Annotated in this window: 23 protein-coding genes and 1 pseudogene; 9 read left to right on the plus strand and 15 right to left on the minus strand. The window is 60.4% G+C overall.

The window, feature by feature from the left end; translation table 11 throughout:
• Window positions 1-174 precede the first annotated feature (174 nt).
• Window positions 175-1,818, plus strand: coding sequence for an alpha-glucosidase family protein (locus ACQKKX_RS02925; protein WP_427569333.1), 1,644 nt, complete (start codon window positions 175-177; stop codon window positions 1,816-1,818).
• 9 nt (window positions 1,819-1,827) lie between these two features.
• On the opposite strand, the gene ACQKKX_RS02930 is transcribed toward ACQKKX_RS02925, so the two are convergent.
• On the minus strand, window positions 1,828-2,733 hold the full coding sequence (locus ACQKKX_RS02930; protein ID WP_427568625.1) for an AraC family transcriptional regulator N-terminal domain-containing protein: 906 nt from the start codon (window positions 2,731-2,733) through the stop codon (window positions 1,828-1,830).
• 226 nt (window positions 2,734-2,959) lie between these two features.
• Between ACQKKX_RS02930 and ACQKKX_RS02935 the strand changes: the two genes are divergently transcribed.
• The gene (locus ACQKKX_RS02935) at window positions 2,960-3,082 is read left to right on the plus strand and encodes a hypothetical protein (protein WP_427568627.1); all 123 of its coding nucleotides are present in this window, start codon (window positions 2,960-2,962) and stop codon (window positions 3,080-3,082) included.
• A gap of 176 nt (window positions 3,083-3,258) precedes the next feature.
• Here ACQKKX_RS02935 and ACQKKX_RS02940 read toward each other — a convergent pair whose 3' ends face one another.
• The 4 genes from ACQKKX_RS02940 to ACQKKX_RS02955 all read right to left on the minus strand — a co-directional run bounded on the left by ACQKKX_RS02940 (window position 3,259) and on the right by ACQKKX_RS02955 (window position 6,226).
• A complete protein-coding gene (locus ACQKKX_RS02940; protein ID WP_427568629.1) occupies window positions 3,259-4,500 on the minus strand; it encodes a saccharopine dehydrogenase family protein in 1,242 nt (413 codons plus the stop codon).
• Between the two features lie 68 nt (window positions 4,501-4,568).
• Window positions 4,569-5,666, minus strand: coding sequence for a carboxynorspermidine decarboxylase (locus ACQKKX_RS02945; RefSeq protein ID WP_427568631.1), 1,098 nt, complete (start codon window positions 5,664-5,666; stop codon window positions 4,569-4,571).
• Between the two features lie 108 nt (window positions 5,667-5,774).
• Window positions 5,775-6,029 (minus strand): type II toxin-antitoxin system RelE family toxin, encoded by a 255-nt coding sequence (locus tag ACQKKX_RS02950; protein ID WP_427568633.1) that lies wholly within the window; start codon window positions 6,027-6,029, stop codon window positions 5,775-5,777.
• Window positions 6,026-6,226 (minus strand): hypothetical protein, encoded by a 201-nt coding sequence (locus tag ACQKKX_RS02955; protein WP_427568635.1) that lies wholly within the window; start codon window positions 6,224-6,226, stop codon window positions 6,026-6,028. The genes ACQKKX_RS02950 and ACQKKX_RS02955 overlap by 4 nt, the downstream gene beginning before the upstream one ends.
• Window positions 6,227-6,413: 187 nt before the next feature.
• On the opposite strand from ACQKKX_RS02955, the pseudogene ACQKKX_RS02960 reads away from it, so the two are divergent.
• Window positions 6,414-6,985 (plus strand): annotated as a pseudogene (locus ACQKKX_RS02960) (alpha/beta fold hydrolase); the annotation flags it as partial.
• Window positions 6,986-7,124: 139 nt separating this feature from the next.
• Here the strand turns inward: ACQKKX_RS02960 and ade are convergent.
• Complete coding sequence (gene ade / locus ACQKKX_RS02965) at window positions 7,125-8,819, minus strand: adenine deaminase (RefSeq protein WP_427568637.1); 1,695 nt, start codon at window positions 8,817-8,819, stop codon at window positions 7,125-7,127.
• Window positions 8,820-8,960: 141 nt separating this feature from the next.
• On the opposite strand from ade, the gene ACQKKX_RS02970 reads away from it, so the two are divergent.
• A complete protein-coding gene (locus tag ACQKKX_RS02970; protein ID WP_427568639.1) occupies window positions 8,961-9,386 on the plus strand; it encodes a thiol-disulfide oxidoreductase DCC family protein in 426 nt (141 codons plus the stop codon).
• Window positions 9,387-9,446: 60 nt separating this feature from the next.
• On the opposite strand, the gene ACQKKX_RS02975 is transcribed toward ACQKKX_RS02970, so the two are convergent.
• From ACQKKX_RS02975 to choX, 7 genes are all read right to left on the minus strand, one after another.
• Window positions 9,447-10,550 (minus strand): branched-chain amino acid ABC transporter substrate-binding protein, encoded by a 1,104-nt coding sequence (locus ACQKKX_RS02975; protein ID WP_427568641.1) that lies wholly within the window; start codon window positions 10,548-10,550, stop codon window positions 9,447-9,449.
• Window positions 10,551-10,830: 280 nt separating this feature from the next.
• The gene (locus tag ACQKKX_RS02980; RefSeq protein ID WP_427568643.1) at window positions 10,831-12,552 is read right to left on the minus strand and encodes an ABC transporter ATP-binding protein; all 1,722 of its coding nucleotides are present in this window, start codon (window positions 12,550-12,552) and stop codon (window positions 10,831-10,833) included.
• Window positions 12,553-13,038: 486 nt separating this feature from the next.
• On the minus strand, window positions 13,039-13,356 hold the full coding sequence (locus tag ACQKKX_RS02985) for an ArsR/SmtB family transcription factor (protein ID WP_132271970.1): 318 nt from the start codon (window positions 13,354-13,356) through the stop codon (window positions 13,039-13,041).
• A 137-nt stretch (window positions 13,357-13,493) separates the two neighbouring features.
• Entirely contained in the window at window positions 13,494-14,228 is a 735-nt protein-coding gene (locus ACQKKX_RS02990) for a HugZ family protein (RefSeq protein ID WP_427568646.1), read from the minus strand.
• A gap of 52 nt (window positions 14,229-14,280) precedes the next feature.
• Window positions 14,281-15,387, minus strand: a complete 1,107-nt coding sequence (choV, locus tag ACQKKX_RS02995; protein WP_427568648.1) for a choline ABC transporter ATP-binding protein — start codon at window positions 15,385-15,387, stop codon at window positions 14,281-14,283.
• Window positions 15,384-16,226 carry a choline ABC transporter permease subunit gene (choW, locus tag ACQKKX_RS03000; protein WP_427568650.1) on the minus strand — a complete coding sequence of 281 codons (843 nt, stop codon included), beginning with the start codon at window positions 16,224-16,226 and terminating at the stop codon, window positions 15,384-15,386. Before choW ends, choV begins: the two co-directional genes overlap by 4 nt.
• Window positions 16,227-16,304: 78 nt before the next feature.
• The gene (gene choX / locus ACQKKX_RS03005) at window positions 16,305-17,258 is read right to left on the minus strand and encodes a choline ABC transporter substrate-binding protein (protein WP_427568651.1); all 954 of its coding nucleotides are present in this window, start codon (window positions 17,256-17,258) and stop codon (window positions 16,305-16,307) included.
• Window positions 17,259-17,604: 346 nt separating this feature from the next.
• Here choX and ACQKKX_RS03010 point away from each other — a divergent pair, with 346 nt between their 5' ends.
• Both ACQKKX_RS03010 and ACQKKX_RS03015 read left to right on the plus strand, forming a co-directional pair.
• The gene (locus ACQKKX_RS03010) at window positions 17,605-18,552 is read left to right on the plus strand and encodes a hypothetical protein (RefSeq protein WP_427568653.1); all 948 of its coding nucleotides are present in this window, start codon (window positions 17,605-17,607) and stop codon (window positions 18,550-18,552) included.
• Window positions 18,545-19,699 carry a DUF2333 family protein gene (locus ACQKKX_RS03015; RefSeq protein WP_427568654.1) on the plus strand — a complete coding sequence of 385 codons (1,155 nt, stop codon included), beginning with the start codon at window positions 18,545-18,547 and terminating at the stop codon, window positions 19,697-19,699. Before ACQKKX_RS03010 ends, ACQKKX_RS03015 begins: the two co-directional genes overlap by 8 nt.
• 177 nt (window positions 19,700-19,876) lie before the next feature.
• On the opposite strand, the gene ACQKKX_RS03020 is transcribed toward ACQKKX_RS03015, so the two are convergent.
• Window positions 19,877-20,599 (minus strand): response regulator transcription factor, encoded by a 723-nt coding sequence (locus ACQKKX_RS03020; protein ID WP_427568656.1) that lies wholly within the window; start codon window positions 20,597-20,599, stop codon window positions 19,877-19,879.
• 348 nt (window positions 20,600-20,947) lie between these two features.
• Between ACQKKX_RS03020 and ACQKKX_RS03025 the strand changes: the two genes are divergently transcribed.
• Genes ACQKKX_RS03025 through ACQKKX_RS03035 form a run of 3 tightly spaced genes read left to right on the plus strand, consistent with a single transcriptional unit; the run spans window position 20,948 to window position 23,463 of the window.
• The gene (locus ACQKKX_RS03025) at window positions 20,948-22,627 is read left to right on the plus strand and encodes a formate--tetrahydrofolate ligase (RefSeq protein WP_427568659.1); all 1,680 of its coding nucleotides are present in this window, start codon (window positions 20,948-20,950) and stop codon (window positions 22,625-22,627) included.
• 57 nt (window positions 22,628-22,684) lie between these two features.
• Window positions 22,685-23,110: a HEPN domain-containing protein gene (locus ACQKKX_RS03030; protein WP_427568660.1), complete on the plus strand. Its 426-nt coding sequence runs from the start codon at window positions 22,685-22,687 to the stop codon at window positions 23,108-23,110.
• Entirely contained in the window at window positions 23,089-23,463 is a 375-nt protein-coding gene (locus ACQKKX_RS03035; RefSeq protein WP_427568663.1) for a hypothetical protein, read from the plus strand. The genes ACQKKX_RS03030 and ACQKKX_RS03035 overlap by 22 nt, the downstream gene beginning before the upstream one ends.
• Here the strand turns inward: ACQKKX_RS03035 and ACQKKX_RS03040 are convergent, their stop codons facing one another.
• Window positions 23,464-24,681, minus strand: a complete 1,218-nt coding sequence (locus tag ACQKKX_RS03040; protein ID WP_427568666.1) for an extensin family protein — start codon at window positions 24,679-24,681, stop codon at window positions 23,464-23,466.
• Between the last annotated feature and the right edge of the window lie 96 nt (window positions 24,682-24,777).

Consider the following 24,777-nt stretch of genomic DNA (forward strand, 5'->3'; position numbering starts at 1 on the left):
CCCCGAATTCTGGGGGTGTATGTAGCCGCAATCTTTGCGATGCCATCAATCTTGCGTCAGTCCCTTCGGATTACCGGCCAGAACCCCATTACGGCGCGGCCGGCCACCCTCGGTTGCCTTTTGACCGCGGGGGCTTATTTGGAGACTGACGAACTCCAAGAGAGGTATATGCTGATGATTTCGCAGGCAGACATCCGATCCGATTGGTGGCGCGGCGCCGTGATCTATCAGGTCTATCCGCGTTCCTTTCAGGACACGACGGGTGACGGTCTCGGCGATATCAGAGGCATAACCGAGCGGCTCGGCCATATTGCCTCGCTCGGCGTTGACGCGATCTGGCTTTCGCCCTTCTTCACCTCGCCGATGGCCGATATGGGCTATGACGTTTCCGATTACTGCAATGTCGATCCGATGTTTGGAACGCTTGCCGATTTCGACGAAATGCTGGCGGAGGCGCATCGTCTGGGCCTCAAAGTCATCATCGATCAGGTAATTTCCCACACGTCCGACCAGCATCCCTGGTTCATCGAAAGCCGTTCGAGCCGGACCAATGCCAAGGCCGACTGGTATGTCTGGGCGGATGCCAAACCGGACGGAACGGCGCCGACCAACTGGCTTTCGATCTTCGGCGGCCCGGGTTGGGAATGGGACGGCGTGCGCAAGCAATATTACATGCACAATTTCCTGATCGCCCAGCCGGACCTGAATTTTCACAATCCGGATGTGCAGGATGCGATGCTCGATACGATCCGCTTCTGGCTGGATCGTGGCGTCGACGGTTTTCGCCTCGACACGGTGAACTACTATTTTCACGACCGGCAGCTGCGCAGCAATCCGCCGATGGTTTACGACACCGATGGCGCCGGCATGGAAACCGACACCAATCCATATTCGATGCAGAACCATCTCTATGACAAGACGCAGCCGGAAAATATCGAATTCCTGAAACGGTTCCGCAAGCTGCTCGACAGTTACGAAGGCCGCGCCAGTGTGGGTGAAGTGGGCGACGGGCCGCGCTCGCTGAACACGTTGGCGCTCTACACGACTGGCAATGACAAGCTGCACATGTGCTACACGTTCGACCTTCTGGGGCCGGCTTTTTCGGCCGGCTATATCCGCAAGGTCATGCAGACCGTGCTCGACACGGTTGTCAACGGCTGGGTGTGCTGGGCGTTTTCAAACCACGATGTGGTGCGCCACGTTACCCGCTTCATCGAAAACCCGCAGGAGCAGGAACGCGTCGCGAAAATCTCGGCGACGCTGATATCCTCCCTGCGCGGCTCGATCTGCCTCTATCAGGGCGAGGAACTGGGCCTGACCGAGGCGGTGCTTTCCTTCGAGGATCTGCGCGATCCCTACGGCATCCGCTTCTGGCCGGCCTTCAAGGGGCGTGACGGATGCCGCACGCCGATGGTCTGGGAAAGCGCAAAGCCACATGCGGGCTTCACCGAGGGCACGAAAACCTGGCTGCCGGTTCCGGCGGAGCATGCATCGCGCGCCGTCGATACGCAGGAGGGGCTGGAGACGTCGGTACTGGCGCATTACCGGGCGACCATCGCGTTCCGCAAGGCGCACCCGGCGCTGGTCGATGGCGACATGATCTTCCTCGAGACCAATCAGGATCTGCTGGCCTTCATCCGCGAGAAGGGCGGTGAAAAGCTGCTCTTCGTCTACAATCTCACGCGCGAACCGCAGACATTCACGCTACCGAAGCGGTTGGGCGATGTAATGCCGGTGGATCTGCCGGGATTCATCTCCAAGCTCGACGGCGGCGCAGTCAAGCTCGATGCGATCGACGCTTTTTGCGCGCGTGTTTGAGCGCCTGTCTCATGCGTCGGCATAGCTGTTCGGTTCACCCCGCACCCTCGAAATGTCGCGGATGGGCGGAGCGCCGAACAGGCGGCGGTATTCGCGGCTGAACTGCGAGGGGCTGTCGTAACCGACGCGATGGGCGGCGGTGGCGGCGTCAAGCGCTTCGGCCAAAATCATGCGCCGGGCTTCCTGCAGGCGCAGCTGTTTCTGGTACTGCAGCGGGCTCATGGCTGTAATTTCCCGGAAATGCTCGTGCAGCGAGGACGAACTCATGTTGGCTTCGCTGGCGACGCGATCAATGGAAAAGGGCTTGTCGAAATTGTCGCGGATCCAGGTGATCGCACGGTTGACCTGCTGGAGCCGGCTTTCCGGCATCAGCATGCGGCGCACCTTATGGGCCTGCTCGCCGCGCATCAGCCGGTAAAGCAGTTCGCGTTCGGCCAGCGGGGCAAGGAAATCGATGTCCTCCGGCGTGTCGAGAAGGTGCGTCAGGCGCAGGGCCGCGTCGAGAAAGCTGGGCGAAGCCTCGCTGACGCAAAGGCCGGTACCGCAGCGGGCGGTGCCAGTCTCGGCCGTGCGCGGCATTTCCATCAGCAATGAGCCGAGCGCCGGCATGTCGAGCGTCAGCAATAGCGACATATAGGGTTTTTCGGGGCTCGCCTCGACGATGCGGCTGATCACCGGAAGTTCTACCGACACGACGAGATGGCGACCGGCACCGTATTCATAGGTGTGATCGGCCAGCGTCACATGCTTGGTGCCCTGCACGACGATGCACAGCGAAGGCTGGGTGACGCTGCGGATCGGTTCGGTGGGGTTGGAAATACGGATCAGCGACAGGTTCGGGATTTTTGTGGGATGGACGCCGTCGCAATCGGTGTGTTGTGCAATTTTTGTGACAAGCGTTGCGAGATGATCCATTGCATTGTCTCCAGTCCGTATCGCGAATATCCGTCGATTTCGATAATCTTCCTTACCGCCTGCTGTGCTTCCACGCCAGAGGTTCGAAAGAGCTTTCGGAGAAATGTGCAATCATTCCGGAGGTCTGGTCTACCGCGTGAGGCGCAGGCTGGCGCATAAAACACTCACCCGGCAATGAAAGCCGGTGCCTCTCAACGTAAACACAAACCAACCAGAGGAGACGGTCATGACCGCATGGAACCAGCTTTTGCAAACCGCTCGCCGGATGGTGAGCAAACTTGTCCATTTTATCGCGCACCAGCTCGCCGAGCGCCGCGCCGCCAAGCCACGCAGGTATATGAACGGGTAACGTTCTCCTGCGTCTTCCTTCGAGCTTGTCCCGAGGATCTGACCTGCTTGCAAGAGAATTGAAAAGCAGCGGATACTCGAACAGGCCCGGGCATGACGACAAGAGACCTAAACCGAAAAGGCCCGCGAGCGCTCGCGGGCCTTTCGTCATTTCAGCAGTTGGTCAAGGCCCGCATCTCAATCGAAATGCAGTTCGCGCTCGCCCTGCTCGTCGCGGATGCAGGTCTGCAGGCCGATCTTGTTAAGGATGTTGAGGAACGGGCGCGGGGCCAGTTCTTCGACATTGGCCATCTTCTTCACATCCCATTCGCCCGTTGCCACCAGCATTGCTGCTGCGACCGGGGGAACACCGGCGGTGTAGGAGATGCCCTGAGAGCCGACTTCGTTGAAGGCTTCCTTGTGGTCGGCGACGTTGTAGATGAACACCGTGCGTTCCTTGCCGTCCTTCAAACCCTTCACGAAGTCACCGATGCAGGTCTTGCCTTCGTATTCCGGCGCCAGCGAGGACGGATCGGGCAGGCAGGCTTTTACGACCTTGAGCGGCACGACTTCGTCGCCATTGGCAAGCTTTACCGGCTGTTCGGAGAGGAGGCCGATGTTCTTCAGCACGGTGAAGACGTTGATGTAGTGATCGCCAAAGCCCATCCAGAAGCGCACGTCGGCGCCTTCCATGTTCTTGGCCAGCGAATGCACTTCGTCATGGCCGCAGAGATAGGCGCGGCGGGTGCCGACGACCGGCAGGTCGTAGTCCTTGCCGATTTCGAACATCTTGTTGACGTTCCACTCGCCGCCCTGCCACGAATAAACGACGCCGGTGAACTCGCGAAAGTTGATTTCCGGGTCAAAGTTGGTGGCGAAATATTTGCCGTGGCTGCCGGCGTTGATATCGACGATATCGACGTCGGTGACGGTGTCGAGATATTCGTCCTTGGCCAGACGCGCATAGGCGTTGACGACGCCCGGATCGAAACCGGCGCCGAGGATGGCGGTGATGCCCTTTTCCTCGCATTCGGCGGCACGCTTCCACTCGTAGTTACCGTACCACGGCGGGGTCTCGCAGATCTTGTTCGGCTCTTCGTGGATGGCGGTATCGATATAGGCGACGCCGGTATCCATGCAGGCACGCAGCACCGACATGTTCAAGAAGGCGGTGCCGACATTGATGACGATCTGGCTGCCGGTCTTGACGATCAGGGCCTTGGTGGCTTCGATGTCGAGCGCGTCAAGCGCGTGACCTTCAAGCACGCCTTCCTGCTTCATCGCCTTCTTTTCATGAACCGAAGCAATAATGGCGTCACATTTCGACTTGGTGCGCGATGCGATATGAATATCACCGAGGACATCGTTGTTCTGCGCACACTTGTGGGCAACGACCTGTGCGACGCCGCCGGCGCCGATGATGAGCACGTTCTTTTTCATTCTGGGGACCACTCCTTGCGTCCAATCGTCAGACGAGTCTGTTCCTGTGGGCCTTTGGCCCTTTCTGATCAGGATAGGCTCTGTTCGTAGTCCGTGTAGTCAAACTCACGGACCGTCCTGAGGCTGCCATCCAGTTCCCGGATGGCGATTGCCGGCATTTTCACGCCGTTAAACCAGTTTTTCTTGACCATCGTGTAGCCCGCGGCATCCTGGAACGAGATGCGGTCGCCGACCTCTACTTCTTCGGGGAAGTCGAATTCTCCAAAGATGTCTCCGGCAAGGCATGACTTGCCGCAGACCATCGCACGATGGGGTCCCTGGTTGGGGTGAACCTTGGCATTCTCACGATAGATCAGGAGATCCAGCATGTGCGCTTCGATGGAACTATCCACCACGACAAGGTTCTTGCCGTTGTAAAGTGTATCGAGGACGGTGGTTTCCAGCGTCGTCGATTTTGTGATCGAGGCTTCGCCCGGCTCGAGATAGACCTGAACGCCATATTCGCCGGAGAAGCGCTTGAGGCGCTCGGCAAAGGCATCGACCGGGTAATCATCGCCGGTGAAATGGATGCCGCCGCCGAGCGAGACCCATTCGGCCTTCTTCAGGAGCGGCGCAAACTTTTGCTCGATATCGCCGAGCATGCGGTCGAACAGGGCAAAATCCTTGTTCTCGCAGTTGTTGTGGATCATGAAGCCGGTAATCATGTCCATGACCGGATCAACCTTCGCCAGATCCCATTCGCCGAGGCGCGAGAAGGGACGGGCGGGATCAGCCAGATCGAAGCTCGAGGACGAAACGCCGGGGTTGAGGCGCAGGCCGCGGGTAATGCCGGACGACTGGCTTTCGAACCGCTGCAACTGGCCGATCGAGTTGAAGATGATCTTGTCGGCGTGCGACACGACCTCGTCGATCTCGTAATCGGCATAGGCGACGGAATAGGCGTGCGTTTCCTTGCCAAAACGTTCGTGGCCGAGGCGGACTTCATTCAGCGACGAGGAGGTCGTGCCGTCCATGTAATCGCGCATGAAATCGAAGACCGACCATGTGGCGAAGCACTTCAGCGCCAGCAATGCCTTGGCGCCCGACTTCTCACGTACAGTGGCAATCCGTTCCATGTTCTGGAGCAGTTTTGACTTGTCGATGAGGTAGTAGGGTGTTTGCAGCATTTCGTTCGGGTGACCTTCTTACAGTTCCTCTAAAAGGTAAGGGGGCCTATTGCCTGACGCAGATGACATCTTCAAGACCCAACACACGATTGTTTGCCGGAAAGGCGGTTACTTCACGAGCTTGTCGTAATCGGCATGTGAGCCGATCCAGAACCAGATGAAGTCGTCGTCTTGCCTGATCGCGAGCGCGCGCCACGATTTTCCCACTCGGGCCGACCAAAAACGACCCAGCGCCTTGAAATGCAGCGAAGGGTGTCTGGGGTCGGTTTTGAGCAGTTCGAAATTGGTGTCGGCGAGTTTTTGCACATGTCGCGGCAGCCGGCGGTATGTGTCCCAAAAACCGGCCGTGGCATGATGGTTCACAGGGGGCGCGTCCGTCGGGCTTCAAACTCCGCCAGGGCGCCCTCGGCCAGACCGTCGAGTTTTCCAGAGGTACTGTCACTCTCGATCCGTTCATCCCAGCGCGCGGCTTGAAAGGAATCAAACCAGTCGGAAAAGGCCTCCAGTTCCTCGCCAGTCAGTTCGGCTACGGATTTTTCGATCTGTTCAAGCTTGGTCATGTCGGAACTCTCAATCGTGCAGGCAAGCACGATATAGCAGAATGCCGGGTTGTGTTGAAGTTCAGCCTTTCGGCGAATTGCAATCTGACAGTTCGTCATATCGTGACACAGTGCCCGGCTCCCACAATGTCCGGTCGCCTCCAAAACATTCGCATGCATTTAACCCTTTACACCGGGGGGGGAAATCATGGGCAGCAATTTCATTAGGACCACGGACGGTACGCAGATTTTCTACAAGGACTGGGGCTCGAAGGACGCCCAGCCGATCGTTTTCGATCATGGCTGGCCGCTTTTGGCCGATGACTGGGATGCACAGATGCTGTTTTTCCTCCACGAGGGATATCGCGTGATCGCCCATGACAGGCGCGGCCATGGCCGTTCCAGCCAGTCCGATACAGGCAATGAGATGGACACCTACGCTGCCGATGTAGCCGAACTTGCCGCGCATCTCGATCCAAGGGACGCCATCCAAGTCGGTCACTCGACTGGTGGTGGCGAGGTGAAGGGCTATGTCGCCAAATTCGGCCAGCCGCGGGGCCGGGTGGCCAAGGCGGTGCTGATAGGGGCGGTCCCGCCTGTCATGGTGAAATCGGACAAAAATCCGAGAGGCTTGCCGCTCGACGTGTTTGATGATTTTCGCAAGGTGCAGGCCGCCAACCGGGCGCAATCCTTCATCGAGATGCCAACCGGCCATCCTACGGCTATAGCTGGCCGGGCGCGGAAGTGTCAGAAGGTGTCATTCGCAACTGGTGGCGGCAGGCTGGCGTTTTTTAGGCGTAGCCTCTCGTTCGTCATGCTCGGGCTTGTCCCGAGCATCTGCTGCATTGTCTGTGATGCATGGTCAGATCCTCGGCTCAAGGCCGAGGATGACGGAGGAGATGGAGGTTTTCCCCGCTCATCAAATCAGCTCAAACCTATCGACATCCACCATCCCCATATCCGAAATTTTCAGATGCGGGATGACCGGCAGCGGCAGGAAGGCCACTTGCAGGAAGGGTTCTTCCAGAGTCGTTCCAAGGGCATAGGCCGACTTCCTCAAGTCGTGCAGCGTGTCGCGTACCCATTCGTAGGGTTCAAGACTCATCAGGCCGGCAACGGGCAGCGCGATCTCGCCGGTCACCTTGCCGTCTTCCACGACGACAAAACCGCCCTTGATTTCGCCCAGCCGATTGGCCGCCAGTGCCATGTCGTCTTCTGAGACGCCGACCACGCAGATATTGTGGCTGTCATGGCCGACGGTGGAGGCGATCGCCCCCTTCTTCAACCCAAAACCCTGCACGAAACCGTTGGCGTGGTTGCCGTTCTTGCCGTGTCGCTCGATGACCGCGACCTTGATGATGTCGCGCTCCAGATCGACGCCGGTCTGGTTGCCGGAGGCGGGCAGGCGGTAACGGCGGTGTTCGGTGATGATTTTTCCAGGCATGACACCGATCACAGGCGTTTCACCCTCGGCGAAAGGCACGCCGAAATGCATGGCCTGCACGGGCCGCGCCTTGACGCTGTCGAGGCCGACTGGCACGACCGGCTTGCGGGTGGCAAACAGTTCGTCGGTGACCTTGCGACCGGCGGAAAACACCATGTCGGCCTTGCAGTTTTCAAGGCTGTCGATGATCACGAGATCGGCGCGCCAGCCGGGTGCGACAAGACCGCGATCCCGCAGGCCAAAAGCCTTGGCGGCGGAGATGGAAGCGGCGCGGTAGACCGCGAGCGGTTCGACGCCGTTAGCGATCGCCGTGCGAATCATGTAGTCGAGATGGCCCTGCTCGGCGATGTCGAGCGGATTGCGGTCGTCTGTGCAAAGCGCCAGATAGGGCGACAGGCGTTCGGTGAGGATCGGCATCAGCGCGTGCAGATCCTTGGAGACCGAGCCTTCGCGCACGAGAATGTGCATGCCCTTGCGGATCTTTTCGAGCGCTTCTTGCGCCGTCGTGCATTCGTGTTCGGTGCGGATGCCGGCGGATAGGTAGCCGTTCAGATCGTTGCCGGAGAGAAGCGGCGCGTGGCCGTCGATATGGTCGCCGTAAAAGGCGTCGAGTTTGGCCAGGCAGATCGGGTCCTTGTGGATGACGCCCGGGAAATTCATGAACTCGGCAAGGCCGATAACCTTCGGGTGATCGCGGAAGGGCAGCAGCTTTTCGATCGGCAGATCGGCGCCGGCGGTTTCCAGATGCGTGGCGGGCACGCAGGAAGAGAGCTGGACGCGGATATCCATGATCGTCTGCTCGGCGCTATCGAGGAAGAACTGGATGCCCTCGGCGCCGATGACATTGGCGATCTCGTGCGGATCGCAAATCGCGGTCGTCACGCCATAAGGCAGCACACAGCGGTCGAATTCATGCGGTGTGACGAGAGAGGATTCGATGTGGAGGTGCGTATCGATGAAACCCGGAACGACGATCTTTCCAGAAATGCCGATCTCTGTCTTGCCGGTGTACTCGCCGCAGGTGCCGACGATGCGGTCACCGCAGATGGCAATGTCCGACGCGACCAGTTCGCCGGTGACCAGATCGAAGAACTGCCCGCCCTTTAGCACGATATCCGCAGGTGCGCGACCGGTGCCCTGGTCGATCAACGTTTCGAGGCGGTGGCTCATGGAAGGCTCCTGAAGCTGAAATGATTCCCCTATTTACCCGCTTGAGGCCGAGCCGGGGAGGGGCATAACCAGGATAGCGCCGGTTTGCCCTGCAGCCGAATTGCGTTGTGGAGGCGGCAGGTGAGCGCTTATGGTGCGACCATGAACACACAGAAGCCTTCCGGCCCGCATTCGCAGGGGCCGATCATCGTTTTCGACGCCGAATGCGTCCTATGCTCCGCCAATGCGCAATTCGTGTTGCGCCACGACCACGGGCACCGGTTTCGGTTGGCGTCGATGCAAGGCGAGGTCGGAGCCGCGCTCTATCGACATTTCGGCATCGATCCCGCCGATCCCGAGACGATGATCGTGGTCGAAGGCGGCCGGGCCTTGCGCGACAGCGAGGCCGTGCTTGCCATCTATGACGGTCTCGGCTGGCCGTGGAAAGCGCTGACCGGCCTGCGGCTTGTGCCCCGCGGCCTGCGAGACCCGCTCTATCGGCTGATCGCCCGCAACCGCTACCGCATTTTCGGGAAGCGCCAGACCTGCTGGGTGCCGTCGCGCGAGCATGCGGATCGTATGCTGTAAGGGAAACCAAAAACGGGCGCCAGAAGGCGCCCGCTTCGATATCAAATTCGACGGTGCGGATTACTCGGCGGCGACGGTCTTGCCGCCTTCCCACTTGTAGACGGAGAAGCTCTGCGAGGTGAGGTCGCCGGTTTCGCCGTAGGTCAGTTCGCCGATGGCGGTCTTGATGGCGGTGCCGTCCTTCAGCGCTTCGGCCACGGCCTCGGCGTCATCGGTGCTGCCGGCCTTGGTGATGCCGGCGGCGATGACTTCGACGGCCGCATAGGTGTTCAGCGTAAAGGCTTCGGCCGGGATGTTGCGCGCGGCAAGCGCATCGGCGGCCGTCTTGCTGTCGGCATTCTTCAAAGCGTCGGCGGCATTGGTGTAGATCGTGCCGTTGGCCGCGTCGCCGCCGGTGGCGATGAATTCGCTGTTCGACAGGCCGTCACCAGCGATCAGCTGCACAGTCATGCCGGCGTCCTTCATCTGACGCACGAGGAGCCCGGCTTCCGGATGATAGCCACCGAAATATAGCACGTCGACGCCCTGCGATTTCATGCGGGTGACGAGCGCGCTGAAATCCTTGTCGCCGGCAGTCACAGCGTCGTTGAAGACTTCGGTCACGCCGGCGGCGTTCAGCGAAGCCTTGAAGGCGTCGGCCAGGCCCTTCCCGTACTGACCCTTGTCGTTGAGGATGGCGATCTTCCTGTCCTTGAACTTCTCGACGACGTAGGCAGCGGCAACTTCCGCCTGCTGGTCGTCACGACCGCAGGTGCGGAAAATGGTCGACAGGCCACGCGTCGTCAGTTCCGGCGAGGTGGCGGTAGGGGTCACCATCAGCGCGCCGTTTTCGGAAAACACGATCGAGGCGGGAACCGATACGCCTGAGGTGACCGGACCGACCACGAAGCGGATGTCGTCGGCGATCAACTGATTGGCGGCGGAAACACCCTGCTTCGGATCACCAGCATCGTCGGCAATCTTGAGGACCAGCTTTTCGCCGTTGACACCGCCCTTCTTGTTGATTTCCGCGACAGCCGTTTCCGCGCCGTTCTTGATCTGGGCGCCGATGGCGGCGACCGGGCCGGTGAGCGGCGCCATCAGGCCAATGGTGATGTCGGCATGCGCGAGAGGCGCAAAAGCAAGCGTTGCGGCGAGCGTCGCGGTGATCGTCTTCAATGTCATTTTCGTCTCCATGGGGCACGGGCCTCCCAACCCGTATGTTCATCGTGTCGCAGCATCGCTCCGTGATCTCCCGACATGATTTTGTCGTTCAGAAGCCGGGCAGCCGTGACGGTCCATCCGCCGCGCGGCCATGTTTGGCTCGCAGGCAGTCGGCAATTTTTCTAGAAATAATCGCCGCGCCGCGCAAGAAGATAACCGAAAGGACCGCGGTCTTGTTGTATTAATTCAAGGCTTTTCACGGCGACGTGATGGGCACTGACGCACGGTCGACAGGTCGACGTCAGGCGACCGCACCGAACTGCGCCTCGTGGAGGCGGGCATAGGCTCCGCCCCTGGCAAGCAGGGCGGCATGCGAGCCCTGTTCAAGAATGCCTTGCGGCCCCATGACGACGATCCGGTCGGCATTGCGAATGGTAGCGAGACGGTGCGCCACGATGAGCGAGGTGCGGCCGCGCGACAACTCTCCGAGCGCCTGCTGGATGGCATATTCGGTGGCCGAATCCAGCGCCGAAGTGGCCTCATCGAGAATGAGGATCGGGGGATCCTTCAGGAAGATGCGGGCGATCGCCAGACGCTGCTTCTGGCCACCCGACAGCTTGACGCCGCGCTCGCCGACCGGCGTGTCGAGACCTTCCGGCAGCGACAGGATGAACTCGTCGAGAGCCGCACGGCGCAGCGCCTCTATGATTTCCTCGTCGGTTGCGCCAAGACGGCCATAGGCGATGTTTTCGCGGATGGTCGAGCCGAACAGGAAGACATCCTGCTGCACAAGGCCGATCTGGTTGCGTAGCGACGCCTGGGTCATGTCGCGGATACCGATGCCATCGATCAGGATCGCGCCGGCGTCGACCTCGTAAAAGCGCGGCAGGAGAGAGCAGAGTGTCGTCTTGCCGGCACCCGATGCGCCGACAAAGGCGATGGTTTCGCCGGGCGCGATCTTCAGGTTCAGGTGCTCGAAGACTTTGGACTTGCCGTCATAGCTGAAAGCGACGTCGCGGTATTCAATGGCGCCGGTAAGGTGCTCGACTTCGCGCGCATCCGGTTTGTCAGCGATGTCGGGGGCGGTGTCGATCAGTGCGGTGAAGCGGGAGAAGCCGGCGATGCCCTTCGGATAGGACTCGATCACCGAAGTGATCTTGTCGATCGGGCGGAAGAAGACGTTGACCAGCAGCAGGAAGCCGACAAAGCCGCCATAGGTGAGTTCACCCTGGATGACCAGATAGGTGCCGAAGATCATCACCATCAGCTGCACCAGACGGGTGCTGAGATAGCTCATGGTGATGCTGGCGGTCATGTAGGCGTAGGCGTTGAGCTTGGTGGTCTTGTAGCCTTCGTTGTTGGCGGCAAACAGTTGGCGCTCGTAATCCTCGTTGGCAAAGGCCTTGACGACGCGGATGCCACCGACGCTTTCCTGGATGCGGGTGTTGAAATCGCCGACCTGTCGGAAGAGCTTGCGCCAGTTGGTGGTCATGCGGGCGCCGTAGCGGCTGACCAGCCAGGTCATGAAGGGCACGATGATGGTGGTCATCAACGCCAGCTTCCAATTCACCGAAAACATTAGGATGAAGGCGCCGATGAAGGTCATGACGGCGATGAACAGGTCTTCTGGGCCGTGATGGGCGACCTCGCCGACCTCTTCCAGATCCTTGGTTACATGGGTGATCAGCTGGCCGGTGCGGTTGTTGTCGAAATAGCGGAAGGACAGTTTCTGGATATGGTCGAAGGCCTGGCGGCGCATGTCGGTTTCGATCGAGATGCCGAGCGCATGGCCCCAGTAGTTCACCACCGCCATCAGACCGGTGTTGAAGACATAGATGACGAGGAGGGCGGCGGCCGTCGCCGCGATCCAGCCCCAGTGCTGCTCGGGGAGAAGATCATCGACGAAAAATTTGACGGCGATCGGAAAGCAGAGCTCCAGCAGGCCGGCCAGGACCGCACAGCCGAAATCCAGGGCAAACAAGCCCTTATAGGGTGCGTAATAGGAAAAGAAGCGGCGTAGCATGAAGTCTCCGGCAGGGGATGAAGCGCGAGACGGGCGAAGAATGGTACGCGCAACCGCGAACGCGGCCGGCACGCTCTGCGCCTGCCCGACGGATACCTTGATCGTATCGCAGGCCTTATAGGCAGGCTTTCGCGGCCTGTCATCCATCTAATGTTTGGAATATGCCGGTGCGCAGAGCTTGCGGTGGATGCAGGACAAGGACGGCGCGCTTTCGGCTGTCCGCTGTTCATCTCCGTCGCCCGGCGGCAGGGCCGAGTGACCGACAATGCCCGGATCGTCTGGATGTCGCGGCACGGGAGGGGCGCGACCGGCCGGCAATCCGGGTCCCGCCGCAGACCCGCATGCCAGATGTCATTGCCCCCGATGCGAACAGACCCGGCATCGCGGTTTGAAGACCGCGCATCCCGGGTTCACGCGTTCTGCATCTCAATCACCTAATTTAGAAGCTTCGCGCCAGGGTAGTTTTCCCCCGTGGTAGCGCTACCATCAGGCGGCGGTTTTTTTCCGTTCCGGTGCGCAATAGATGGTTTCAAGGGTTTCGAGGACCTTGAGTACCGATTCCGACGAACTGGAATAGTAAATCGTCTGGGCATCGCGACGCGTATTGACCAGCTTCTGTGCGCGCAGCTTGGACAGATGCTGGGAAAGTGCAGACTGGCTGAGGCCAACCTGGTTTGCGAGTGCGCCGACGGCCACTTCGCCCTTGACCAGGCAGCAGAGGATCATCAGGCGTTTGGGGTTGGCCATAGCCGACAGAAGGCCAGCGGCCGTCGTCGAGTGATCGGAAAGTGACATCGTGTCCATGTCTTTAAATCGTCCCCTCAAATAGGAAAGCAGGTATCAGTTGGGTTGATGTAGGTATCATTGATCGTGATCGGTTCGAGGCCGAAAATTTAGCAAGCTCGGTGATGGATTGTATATCCCTAAATTTAGCGTAGCGTCTATGATGTTTTAGCAAAATTAAAAATACGATCGATAATCTCGTTTGGGCTGAAAACAGGCGTTTCAAACTCGCATCTGACAAGAATATCGCCCCGAACCAGTTCGAAACCGGCCATATCGGCACCGGAAATGCGCCATCCGCCTGTCTCCGGCATTTTCAGAAAATGCGCCACGGCCTCCGCCTGCTCGTCCATCGTCCCTGTTAATTCTTGCGGGTGTAACCATTCTGCCGCAACGGACGCGCCGCGAATCGTCAATTCCTCGCCGCTCAACTGGTACGCTTTGCCAAATCCCCCATTGAGCGCGGCGGAAACCGGCACCAGCCTGAAGAAGCCGAAGTCGGCAAAGTCGACATAAAGTTCCGCCTTGCGATGGCGGGCAACGAAACGGGCGCGGATGCGGGCGTGATCGTCGCTGTCGCGCGCTACCGGTTCTGCGGTGCAAAAGACAGTTATGCGGGCATGCGCCAGCGGATCGCCCTTGCCCGGCTCGCCGGCAAGGAGTGAGCAGCGGGGATTGTTGCGCAGGGCAACGGTGTGGCCGGCGAGCGCCGATACCAGGATGACCGGCACGCCATCGACATCCATCCCCAAAAGCGCGCGGCTGACGGCCGGAAATCCGCTCTCGGCATCCAGCACGGCGAGCGACGCATAGCGCGCGCCACGCAACAGGCGACGGGCAAGCTTGCGCGCTTCGTCATCGGTTTCGCGAATGGGGGAGGGCTTGTCCTGCATCTCTTATCCTCGGTCACGCCGATGCGTCGGCCGGCGCAACGGCATGGACGTCTCAGCGTCGGCGATGGCGCGTCAGGCCGGCAATCACGTCATCGGCGGTGATGGTGCCGACGACGGCGCCGTTGTCAATGACGCCGATCAGGCCGGGCTGGCGGGCCATGGCGTCGAGCACATCGACGAGCGGCGTTGCAGCCGGCGCCGTGGCGGTCACGGGAACGCCGGCATCCGACACGCCCGCGCGCATGACGTCGGCGGCGGTCAACATCGCGATCGGGTTCATGTTGGCGACGAAATCGGCGACATAGCGATCGGCCGGTGCCTGCACGATCTGTTGCGGCGTGCCGCACTGGATGATGCGGCCGCCTTCCATGATGGCAATGCGGTTGCCAATGCGAAAGGCTTCGTCGAGATCGTGGCTGACGAAAAGGATGGTCTTTTTCAGGCGGCGCTGGAACTCCAGGAGTTCGTCCTGAAGTTTGGTGCGGATCAGTGGGTCGAGCGCCGAAAACGGCTCGTCCATCAGCAGGATCGGGGCGCCGGTGGCAAAGGCGCGGGCCAGGCCGACGCGCTGCTGCATGCCACCGGAAAGCTCGCCAACCTTGCGATCCGACCATTTCGACAGGCCGACGAGCTGCAACTGTTCGGCCACGCGCGCCTGCCGCTCGCTTGCCGGCACATCCGCCAGTTCGAGGCCGAAGCCGACATTTTCCGCGACCGTGCGCCACGGCAGAAGGCCGAACTGCTGGAATACCATGGAGACGGCGTGCATGCGCAGATGGCGCAACATTTTCGCATCCGCTTTGTAGGGATCGACCGGGCCGTTCTCAGTGGCGACGGTGACGCGGCCGCGCACGACCGGGGCAAGACCGTTAACCGCCCGCAGAAGGGTCGACTTGCCGGAACCGGACAGACCCATCAGGACGAGGATCTCGCCCTCGCGAACGGCAAGAGATGCCCCGGCAACGCCCATCACGATGCCAGTCTCTGCGCTGATCTCGTCGCGTGTACGGCCCTGATCGACCATCGGCAGGGCGCGCTGGGGATTGTCGCCGAAAATGATGTCGACGTTTTCGAGCCGGACGCAATCGCGCGGTTCTGTCGCGACCGGCGATGTCGTTGACGTCGTCGACGTCACGGTGGCAGTGGGTGAGGTCGTCATGAAGCGCCTCCCGGCGATGTACGGAACATGCGGTCGAGGATGATGGCGAGAATGACGATGCACAGGCCCGAATCGAAGCCGCGCGCGACATTGACGGTATTGAGCGCTCGAAGCACCGGCACGCCAAGCCCGTCGGCACCAACCAGCGCCGCGATTACCACCATAGAAAGCGACAGCATGATCGTCTGGGTGAGCCCGGCCATGATCTGGGGCGTGGCAAAGGGAAGCTCGACCTTGCGCAGGATCTGCGCCGGGGTGGCGCCGAAGGCGACGGCCGCTTCCGTCAGCGCGGCCGGCGTCGAGATGATGCCGAGACGGGTGAGACGGATCGGGGCCGGAATGGCGAAGATCACGGTGGCGATCAATCCCGGCACCATGCCGAGGCCGAAGAGGATCAGGGCGGGGATGAGATAGACGAAACTGGGCAGGGTCTGCATCAGGTCGAGGATCGGCCGCATGGCATTGTAGAGCCAGTCGCGACGGGCGGCGGCGATGCCGAGCGGAATGCCGATCAGCATGCTCACGAAGGTCGCGGCGCTGACCAGTGCCAAGGTCTGGGTGGTTTCCTCCCAGTAACCCTGGTTGAAGATGAAAAGAAAGCCGGCAAAGGTAAAAAGGGCAAGCGCTACCGAGCGCCGAAGACAGTATGACAGCCCGGCAAAAACCGCCATGACGACAAGCGGATGCGGGGTCTCGAGCACCCATAGCAGACCGTCGATGACTGATGACAGAACGGCCGAGAGCCATCTGAAAAACCAGTAACCGTGTGTCGTCAGCCAGTCCACAACGGCCTTGGCCCAGGCACCAATGGGAATACGATGATCTTCAAGCCAATCCACGACAGACCTGCCATCCAGAGAAAAAGAAAGGACGGGTAGCCGGGGCGGCGAAGCCTGCCCCGGTCATGGAATTCGGGCTTAGAGGCCGAGCTCTTCCTTGACGGCGGCAAGGCCATCCTTGCCGTCAAGCGTGGTGACGCCGGCAAGCCAGGGCTCGATCGTCTTCGGATTGGCCTTCAGCCAGGTTTTGGCGGCATCGTCGGCATCCTCGCCGTCATCGAGAATCTTGCCCATGATGGCATTCTCCATGTCGAGCGAGAATTTCATGTTCTTGAGCAGGGTGCCGAGATTGGGGCATTCGGTGACATAGCCGCCGCGCGCGACCGTATAGACGGTTGCGCCACCGTAGTTCGGACCGAAGACGGTCTCGTCGCCGCCGGCGAGATAGGTGATCTCATGGGCGACGTTCATCGGATGCGGCGCCCAGGCGAGGAAGACGATCGGCTTGTCCTCCTTGTCGGCGCGGGTGACTTCGGTCAGCATGCCCTGTTCGGAGGACTCGACCACCTGAAACCCCTTCAGGTCGAACGTGTTCTTGTCGATCAGCGACACGATCATGCCGTTGCCTTCATTGCCAGGCTCGATGCCGTAGATCTTGCCGCCGAGCGCGTCCTTGTGGGCGGCGATATCCTTGAAATTCTTGATGCCGAGCTTGGCGCCTGCGGCGTTCGTGCCGAGCGTGTATTTCGCGCCTTCGAGATTGACCGCGATCTGCTCGATCGACTTGTCGGCAAGGTAATCCTTCAACGCACCGTTTTGCGCCGGCATCCAGTTGCCGATGAAGACGTCGATATCCTTGTTCTTCATCGAGGAATAGGTAACCGGCACGCCGAGCGTCTTGACGTCGGCCTTGTAGCCCAGCGCTTCAAGGACAGTCACGAAGGAGGCATTGGTGGCGGCAAGGTCCGTCCAGCCGACATCGGAGATGCGCACGGAGGCACAGCTTTTGGCATCGGCGGCCTGCGCCGTTTGCGCAAGAAGGAGCGCCGAGACGGTGGTAGCCAGAATGGTCGAATATTTGATAAGGCGCATGTTTGAGCTCCCGTTCTTTTTTGTTCCCGGCCATTATGAATACATCCGGGCCGCACGCAAGCGCGCGCAAAAACGGCAAGGGAGCCGGGGTATTTGCGACATCGAGCGCCTCCCACCCGATTCGATCGACGATCAAAGGATGACAGGGCCTGCCGCGACACGATGAGTGCGACAGCCTTGGGCGGATTGGCTGCCCGCAGTGCCCGGAAGAGATGCTGCCCGGGCTGTGCCCGCAATGGTGGCGTCATGGTGCCGCTGCGTGTCGATTGGCGCCACATGTCCTTGAAACCCTCTGGTATTTTGCCTGTCCATGCTTATGTCTAGCGAGCAAATAGAGGGTTGCCCCATGGCCAGACGACATCCTGCCGACGACGAGCTTGCACGAGCGCTGACCATGCTGTCTGCAATCGAGGAAGCGACGGCGCATTGGCTGCCGCCAACTGCGCCGGTGTTCCCGGCCGACGGGCGCGATCGTGACGCCGTGGCAGGCGACGAAGCTTCGACTTCTCCCGCGGGGTCCGCGCCGGCCGCTGCCGGCTTGATCGAAGCGATCGAAAGTGCCGGTTCGGGCGCCTCGCCGTTGGTGCGTCTGGTCCGTCGTATCGACGACGCGATCGGCGCCATCATCGCCAGGGCGGACGATCGCAAGAGCCTGCGTTCTCACGAAAAGCTATGGCGCCGTCTGCGCTTCGGCAGCGAGGTTGCCGAAAGAAGCCGCCGCGACGCCGCCCTTTCGGACGAAATGGTTGCGGTTCTGGAACGAGCGGCAAGCCTTACCGCCGCATTGGCACGCCATCGGCAGGTGATGAAAACGCATTTTGCGCTGTTTGAGAGTGACCTCGACCGCCGTCTGGCCCAGGCCAAGTCAATGGAAGGCGACAGCATGTCGGAAGCGATCGGGCAGTTGGGCGATCGTCAGAATCTCGTCGAGGGCCTGATCCGCCACGAGGCGGCGTGCAACGGTCTCTATCATAAGCTGGGCATTGAAGCCGAGCGCGGCATCGTGGTGCTGCGGGCGCTGGCAGGCAGCACACCGCAGTCGCTTGCGGATCGGTTTCCCGCGGATGCCCGCCATACGCTTTCCCCGCTTCTGACCCTTTGCGAGAAAAACTTGCTGTCCATGCGCGATATGAACAATCGCAGACACGCGGTCGACGACAGGTTCCGACACCGTTTCAATAGGCCGTCCGGACGGCCGGCCAGCTCCGCGCTCGTCTCGCAGCAGGGCGTTCAGACGCGACAGCACACGCCCGACACGGTGACCGACACAGGAGCAGTAAACGCCGATGCTTGATCCGATCCTTACCTTCTTCCGGCGTCTGTTCGCCGGCCTGATGCGGTTCTTCGCAAATATTTTCGCGCGTTTCGGCCGGAACCCTCGTGGCGCGGACGGTGGCGGGGCCAGGCGGCGCAGCTGGATCATCCGCGGTCCGATCCTGGCCGTCTTGGCGCTGGTGGTCGGTCTGTACGGCTATTTCTTCTACCAGACGCAGGTCTGGACGGATTTCGATCCCGATTTCGTCGACAGTTATCGCTTTTCGGAGCGGACGGTGCCGGCGGGACAGACACTGGCGACACCCGCTCCCGCCAGCGTCGACGCACCGACAGGAGCAGTCGCGCCGCCGCGCCAGTGCCAGTCCTCCGCCATCGTCGATGTCGCCGCCGATCTCACCGACCGCAATGTCAACCGGAATGCCTGGATTTCCTCCATGCTGCTCTACCGGGTGGGGCTTTTCGGCATCGACTGGGATCACACGCCCTTCTTCGACAACAAGGCGTCCTTCCAGCGCGGCGTCAACCAGGCTGTGCGCCGCACGACGGTGGAACTGGTCGACAGTCTGGCCCGCATTCGCGGCACGTCCGGCATCGACAACAACCTGCAGGATGCGCGCAACAATCTGCAGTTCGACGAATATGCCTGGTATTTCGGGCTGACGCCGTTTGGTCCCAAAACGCCGACGCCAAGCTATTACCGGGCGGCCATTACGAGTCTCAAGAAGTTCAATGTCGATCTTGCCGCCTGCGTGACGACCTTCGACAGCCGCGCCGACAATCTGGTGCAGTTCGTCGACCGCATCGCCAATGACCTCGGCAGCACGACCGCGATCCTGCGCGAGCGTTCGGAAAACCACAATGGGGGCTGGTTCGATACGCGCGCGGACGACCGGTTCTGGTTTGCCTACGGTCAGCTCTACGGTTATTACGCCGTGCTGTCGGCCGCCGGCGCCGATTTCAGCCAGGTCATTCGCGAGCGCAATCTCGGCCCGCTCTGGACCGATACGCTCGGCCAGTTCAAGGCGGCGCTGCGCATTCAGCCGACGATCATTTCCAATGGCCGCGAAGACGGCATGATCATGCCGACCCATCTTTCAACGATGGGCTTCTACATGCTGCGGGTGCGTTCCAACCTGGTGGAAGTGCGTTCCGTTCTGGATCGCTGATCACGGTCGCAGCGCCCGGGCCAACCGCCGGATTTCCTCAGTCTCATGGGGAGGAGGGCCGACCTTTGGTGGCCCTCCTTGGACGCGGGGCTGTGCTGGTCTTGGTTCCGGCATGCGCGGCCAAGGCCTGCTCGACCCGGAGCGGCAGGGTGTCGCGCAATCCATGCGGCTGAGGCTTCAGGCAATCAGCTTCAGCCGTATCGCCTTGGCGACCAATTGCGTGCGGTTGACGCAATCGAGTTTGCGTATCGCATTGGTCAGGTAGGCATTGATCGTATGATCCGAGAGCGACAGGATATTGCCGATTTCGTTGGAAGTCTTGCCCTGCGAGGTCCAGCGGACGACCTCAAGTTCGCGTGCCGTCAATGGCGGCGCAATGGCACGGGGTTCATGACGGCGCAGACGATCGAACACGTCGAAGGCATGCAGCGCGATCATGCCCAGTTCATTCAGTTCAGCCTGGGCGAGCGGCTGGCGCGTGCCGTCGAAACGCAGGATGAAGCGATTGCCATCGACCGAATGCAGCGGCATCGCCGCGGTGCAGACAAGGTCGTAGATGCGCAGCAGCGCCAGCGTCTGCGGATCGAAGGCAAGGTTATGCGTGTCCGCGGCATCAATTGACCAGCTGACGGGGAGGGCCGACCCGAGAAGAAGCGGCCCGAGCGGACAGCGCCGCATCAGCCGCTGGCGATCGAACTCACGGACATAGTCTCGTGACCAGCTCGTCTCGACGATCAGCGGCGCCAGAAGGATATCGTCCGGATCCGGCGACGCCAGCAGGGTGACGTGTCTGAAGCCGAACTCGACGGCCACCTTCTTCAGGGCGGAGATGACGCCCGAATACGATTCCGAGGAGGAAATCTCCTTGTTCAGAGCCGCTTGCCGTTCGATTGTGATCATGGCGATCCCGAAACATGACACCCAATTATGTTGGGGCGCAACGATTATACCAAAAAAGCTTCGATGCCAGCTTATTTTTTCAGTTTTAAGGCTTCAAAAACATGCTGCGTGGGCTTTTGCTCAAAATTTCATGTTATTTCAGGGTTTTATGTTCGTGGATGGGGCGGTTTTGCGGCAACATCCGAAAGTTCTTCTGCATTCGACACTATAGCTGCCACCAATTCTTGCGATCGTGATTTTCTATCGATTGATAGACGAAGATGTTTGATGGGGATGGTGTTGCGTGCACCCTTGCCGTATGGGGCCATATCGCGATTTAGTCCGCCTGCCATTCAAGGAGATGACATCTTGCCGTCCATAGCTTCCGACATCGAGATCGCCCGTGCCGCGACCCACAAACCGATCATGGAGATCGGTGCGGGTCTCGGGATCGCGCCGGAGGATCTCGTTCCCTACGGTCACGACAAGGCGAAGGTGAGTGCGCAGTTCATCAACGCGCAAGCGCACAAGCCAGATGGCAAGCTGATCCTGGTCACCGCGATCAACCCGACACCGGCTGGCGAGGGCAAGACAACCACGACCGTCGGGCTCGGAGACGGGCTGAATCGCATCGGCAAGAAGGCGGTGATCTGCGTGCGGGAGCCCTCGCTCGGTCCCTGTTTCGGCGTCAAGGGCGGTGCCGCCGGCGGTGGTTATGCGCAGGTCGTGCCGATGGAGGATATCAACCTGCACTTCACCGGCGATTTCCACGCCATCACCTCGGCGCACAATCTTCTCGCCGCGATGATCGACAACCACATCTATTGGGGCAATGCGGAGAATATCGACGTGCGCCGGGTTACCTGGCGCCGCGTCATGGATATGAACGACCGGGCGCTGCGCGAAATCGTCGGCTCGCTCGGCGGTGTGTCCAACGGTTTTCCGCGCGAAGGCGGTTTCGACATAACCGTCGCGTCGGAAGTGATGGCGATCCTCTGCCTTGCGTCGGATCTCGATGATCTCGAACGCCGTCTCGGCGATATCATCGTCGCCTATCGCACCGACAAGACGCCGGTTTTTGCGCGTGACCTGAAGGCCGATGGCGCGATGGCGGTGCTCCTCAAGGATGCGATGCAGCCGAACTTGGTGCAGACGCTCGAGAACAATCCAGCTTTCGTCCATGGCGGTCCGTTTGCCAATATCGCGCATGGGTGCAACTCGGTGATCGCCACAAGGACGGCCCTGAAACTGGCCGATTACGTGGTGACCGAAGCCGGGTTCGGCGCCGATCTTGGCGCGGAAAAATTCTTCGACATCAAATGCCGCAAGGCCGGCCTGCGGCCGGATGCGGCCGTGATCGTCGCCACGGTTCGGGCGCTGAAGATGAATGGCGGTGTCGCCAAGGAGGATCTCGGCCGCGAGGATGTCGAGGCGCTGACGCGCGGCTGCGCGAACCTCGGTCGTCACGTCGCCAATGTCAGGAAGTTCGGTGTGCCGGTCGTGGTCGCCATCAACCACTTCATCTCCGACACCGATGCGGAAGTCCAGGCGGTGAAGGATTACGTCGCGCATCTGGGCGCTGAGGCGATCCTGTGCCGCCACTGGGCCGAAGGATCGGCAGGCATCGAGGAACTTGCCTGGAAAGTCGTCGAGATGGCACAGTCGGGCACGGCAAACTTCCAGCCACTCTATCCCGACGACATGCCGCTCATCGAAAAGATCGAGGCGGTGGCCGCCAAGATCTATCACGCCGGCGAGGTGACCGCGACCAAGGCGGTGCGCGACCAGTTGAAGGCCTGGGAAGAACAGGGCTACGGCAGCCTGCCGGTCTGCATGGCCAAGACGCAATATTCCTTCTCGACCGATCCGAGCCTGCGCGGTGCGCCGGAAGGCCATGTCGTGCCCGTGCGCGAAGTGCGCCTGTCGGCGGGCGCCGGTTTCGTGGTCGCCATTACCGGCGAGATCATGACCATGCCTGGCCTGCCGCGCTCGCCTGCGGCGGAGCGGATCGCGCTGAATGAGCAAGGGTTTATCGAGGGGTTGTTCTAAACGCCTTGTCGCCAAATATCGGTTGTATTATTCTCTCATGGATGCTGTGAGGGTGTGATGCCGTTTGGCTTGCGTGGTGACGTCCTGAAGGCTCTATCTGCGTCAAGGATAGAGGAAGCACGCATTCTTTTCGAACGCTCCCACTATTCGGGCGCGTTTTACCTGGCTGGATATGCTGTGGAGTTTTCCCTCAAAGCATGCCTGGCCAAGATGATCGAAGCGAATGCAATTCCTAGCAAGGCGTTCATCAACGACATTCACACTCATGACTATCTTCGTCTTGTGGGGTCGGCCGGTTTGAGAGGTGCATTGAAACAGGAGCAGGAAGCAAACCCTGCCTTCCATGCCAACTGGGCCATTGCAGCACAATGGTCACCCGAGGCCCGTTACGAGAGCACCGATCGCTCCAGCGCTCAACTGTTGTTGCTGGCAATATCCGACCCGGAACATGGAGTGTATCGATGGACAAAGAGCTTTTGGTAGCTGCCGGCCATGAAATGGTCCGAGCGCTCGATCACGGGTCGATAAAGCCCAAGGCCGCGTTATGGGTTTACTCCGCCGATACCGACATCTGGAAACTATGGGTAGTCCCGGGCGAAAAGAAGACGGACAAGATGGAGTTCTACCGCGAAGTCGCGGACGCCATTACAAAAAACCGGGACAGAATGCACGGCATTGATATCAGCGCAATCGAGATGGTCCCGGATGACAGTCCGGTGATCCAGGGCATGAAATTCTTTATGAAGATGCCTGGCCTTGGTAGTGCGTCGATGTCGAACAACACGGTCAATGGCGTCTATATACCCGATGGCGTAGTTCTTCGTATGGATGTCTGATTACCGGCAATACCTATACCCGTTCGTCCTATCCAGAACGTCTAGATGCAGATGATCCTGATGCGTCGCGTCGCTGCCGGGTGACAGAACCGTGGAAAAATACAGGCAGGCGGCTGCAGTGGCGGCGCGTTGGAAGGCGCCTTCCAGCGTCGAATCCTCCTGACGTGGCTTCATCTCGAACGTTTCCCCATTGTCAAGCCTGAAGGCAGCAACGTCGATGGCGTTGCCGCGCGCATGTTCCGAAACCTTGCCGCTGGACGCGCTGTTGCGCAGCCGGCAGGCATAGGTTGAGCCGGGCACGATGCCTGTAATCTTGCGGCCGGGCATGGCAACGCTCATCGCCGGCTGGACACTGTCCTTCATCCAGCTTGCCAATGCCTTCGCCGTCTTGCAGCGCATCTGCGCGCCACCGGTCTCGACACCGGGCAGAATTTCCTTCACCGCGATCGGCTGTTCGATGCCGCAGCCCGGCTCCTCGCCGGTGATTGCCGGAATGGTTTCAAACTTCGCGCCAAGGGCGGCGAGATCGGCGAGGCAGGCTTTCAGCTCCTCCGGATCTTCCTTTTTAAGCGGTGGCGGCGGGGGGCTGTCCGCTTTCTCTTCCTGCTTCTTGTCTTCGTCCGTTTCGGGCCGATCGGCCTTTCCCGGCTCTGCGGTCTTTCCCGGATCGTCCGTAACGGCGGGCGTTTCACCTTTCGGCTTTTCCTCACCCTTTTCCGGGTTTTCCGCTTCCGCAGCCGGTATCTCCGGTTTCGGGAGCGGTTTTGGAACGTCCTCGACCTTCATCGTCTCAGACGAAGCTGCCTCTCCGGTCGCTACGGGTGCCTTAGGCGCGGCTTCCGGCACGGGCGGTTCGTTTTGTGGCGCTTCCGTGACGGGCGGCTCTGCTGCAGCCGGCGTCCTGTCTTCAGTTTGGTTAGTAGGCGCGGCATTGTCATCAGGTTTCGTGCCGGGCTTCGGGAGAGGGACCGGGACAACCGCCGGGGTGGCGGCAGCGGCAGGCGCTGTGCCACGGCTTTTGGCAGGGCGCGCCCGTCGGCGTTCGGAGGGTTTGGACCGGGAGGACTGTTTCCTGACACCGATATCCTTCATGAAGCGATCGAAGGCATTGACCGGCACCACATCCGTGCGCTCGACGGCCGCAACCGGCGGGAGAGGTGGCGTTGCAGCACCGAGAGCAAGCGGCAGACAGGCGAAAACACAAAGGATTTGCTTCATCCTTCATCGGTCCTTTCATTCACGGCATACCGATTTCGGATGTCCGGCAGAGGGGAGAACGCAAAGGGCGCCGGTTTGGTCGCATCTACGGGGCAA

Source organism: Neorhizobium sp. NPDC001467, from assembly GCF_050275975.1.
GTDB lineage: Bacteria > Pseudomonadota > Alphaproteobacteria > Rhizobiales > Rhizobiaceae > Neorhizobium.

Coding starts and splice junctions, on each gene's coding strand:
- ACQKKX_RS02935 (WP_427568627.1), top strand. CDS start 2,960: ATGACCGCATGGAACCAGCTTTTGCAAACCGCTCGCCGGATGGTGAGC.
- ACQKKX_RS02970 (WP_427568639.1), top strand. CDS start 8,961: ATGAACACACAGAAGCCTTCCGGCCCGCATTCGCAGGGGCCGATCATC.
- ACQKKX_RS03010 (WP_427568653.1), top strand. CDS start 17,605: ATGGCCAGACGACATCCTGCCGACGACGAGCTTGCACGAGCGCTGACC.
- choV (WP_427568648.1), bottom strand. CDS start 15,387: ATGACGACCTCACCCACTGCCACCGTGACGTCGACGACGTCAACGACA.
- ACQKKX_RS02925 (WP_427569333.1), top strand. CDS start 175: ATGATTTCGCAGGCAGACATCCGATCCGATTGGTGGCGCGGCGCCGTG.
- ACQKKX_RS02980 (WP_427568643.1), bottom strand. CDS start 12,552: ATGCTACGCCGCTTCTTTTCCTATTACGCACCCTATAAGGGCTTGTTT.
- ACQKKX_RS02975 (WP_427568641.1), bottom strand. CDS start 10,550: ATGACATTGAAGACGATCACCGCGACGCTCGCCGCAACGCTTGCTTTT.
- ACQKKX_RS03035 (WP_427568663.1), top strand. CDS start 23,089: ATGGACAAAGAGCTTTTGGTAGCTGCCGGCCATGAAATGGTCCGAGCG.
- ACQKKX_RS02985 (WP_132271970.1), bottom strand. CDS start 13,356: ATGGACACGATGTCACTTTCCGATCACTCGACGACGGCCGCTGGCCTT.
- choX (WP_427568651.1), bottom strand. CDS start 17,258: ATGCGCCTTATCAAATATTCGACCATTCTGGCTACCACCGTCTCGGCG.
- ade (WP_427568637.1), bottom strand. CDS start 8,819: ATGAGCCACCGCCTCGAAACGTTGATCGACCAGGGCACCGGTCGCGCA.
- ACQKKX_RS03040 (WP_427568666.1), bottom strand. CDS start 24,681: ATGAAGCAAATCCTTTGTGTTTTCGCCTGTCTGCCGCTTGCTCTCGGT.
- ACQKKX_RS02990 (WP_427568646.1), bottom strand. CDS start 14,228: ATGCAGGACAAGCCCTCCCCCATTCGCGAAACCGATGACGAAGCGCGC.
- ACQKKX_RS02945 (WP_427568631.1), bottom strand. CDS start 5,666: ATGCTGCAAACACCCTACTACCTCATCGACAAGTCAAAACTGCTCCAG.
- ACQKKX_RS03020 (WP_427568656.1), bottom strand. CDS start 20,599: ATGATCACAATCGAACGGCAAGCGGCTCTGAACAAGGAGATTTCCTCC.
- ACQKKX_RS02930 (WP_427568625.1), bottom strand. CDS start 2,733: ATGGATCATCTCGCAACGCTTGTCACAAAAATTGCACAACACACCGAT.
- ACQKKX_RS03030 (WP_427568660.1), top strand. CDS start 22,685: ATGCCGTTTGGCTTGCGTGGTGACGTCCTGAAGGCTCTATCTGCGTCA.
- ACQKKX_RS02940 (WP_427568629.1), bottom strand. CDS start 4,500: ATGAAAAAGAACGTGCTCATCATCGGCGCCGGCGGCGTCGCACAGGTC.
- ACQKKX_RS02955 (WP_427568635.1), bottom strand. CDS start 6,226: ATGACCAAGCTTGAACAGATCGAAAAATCCGTAGCCGAACTGACTGGC.
- ACQKKX_RS03015 (WP_427568654.1), top strand. CDS start 18,545: ATGCTTGATCCGATCCTTACCTTCTTCCGGCGTCTGTTCGCCGGCCTG.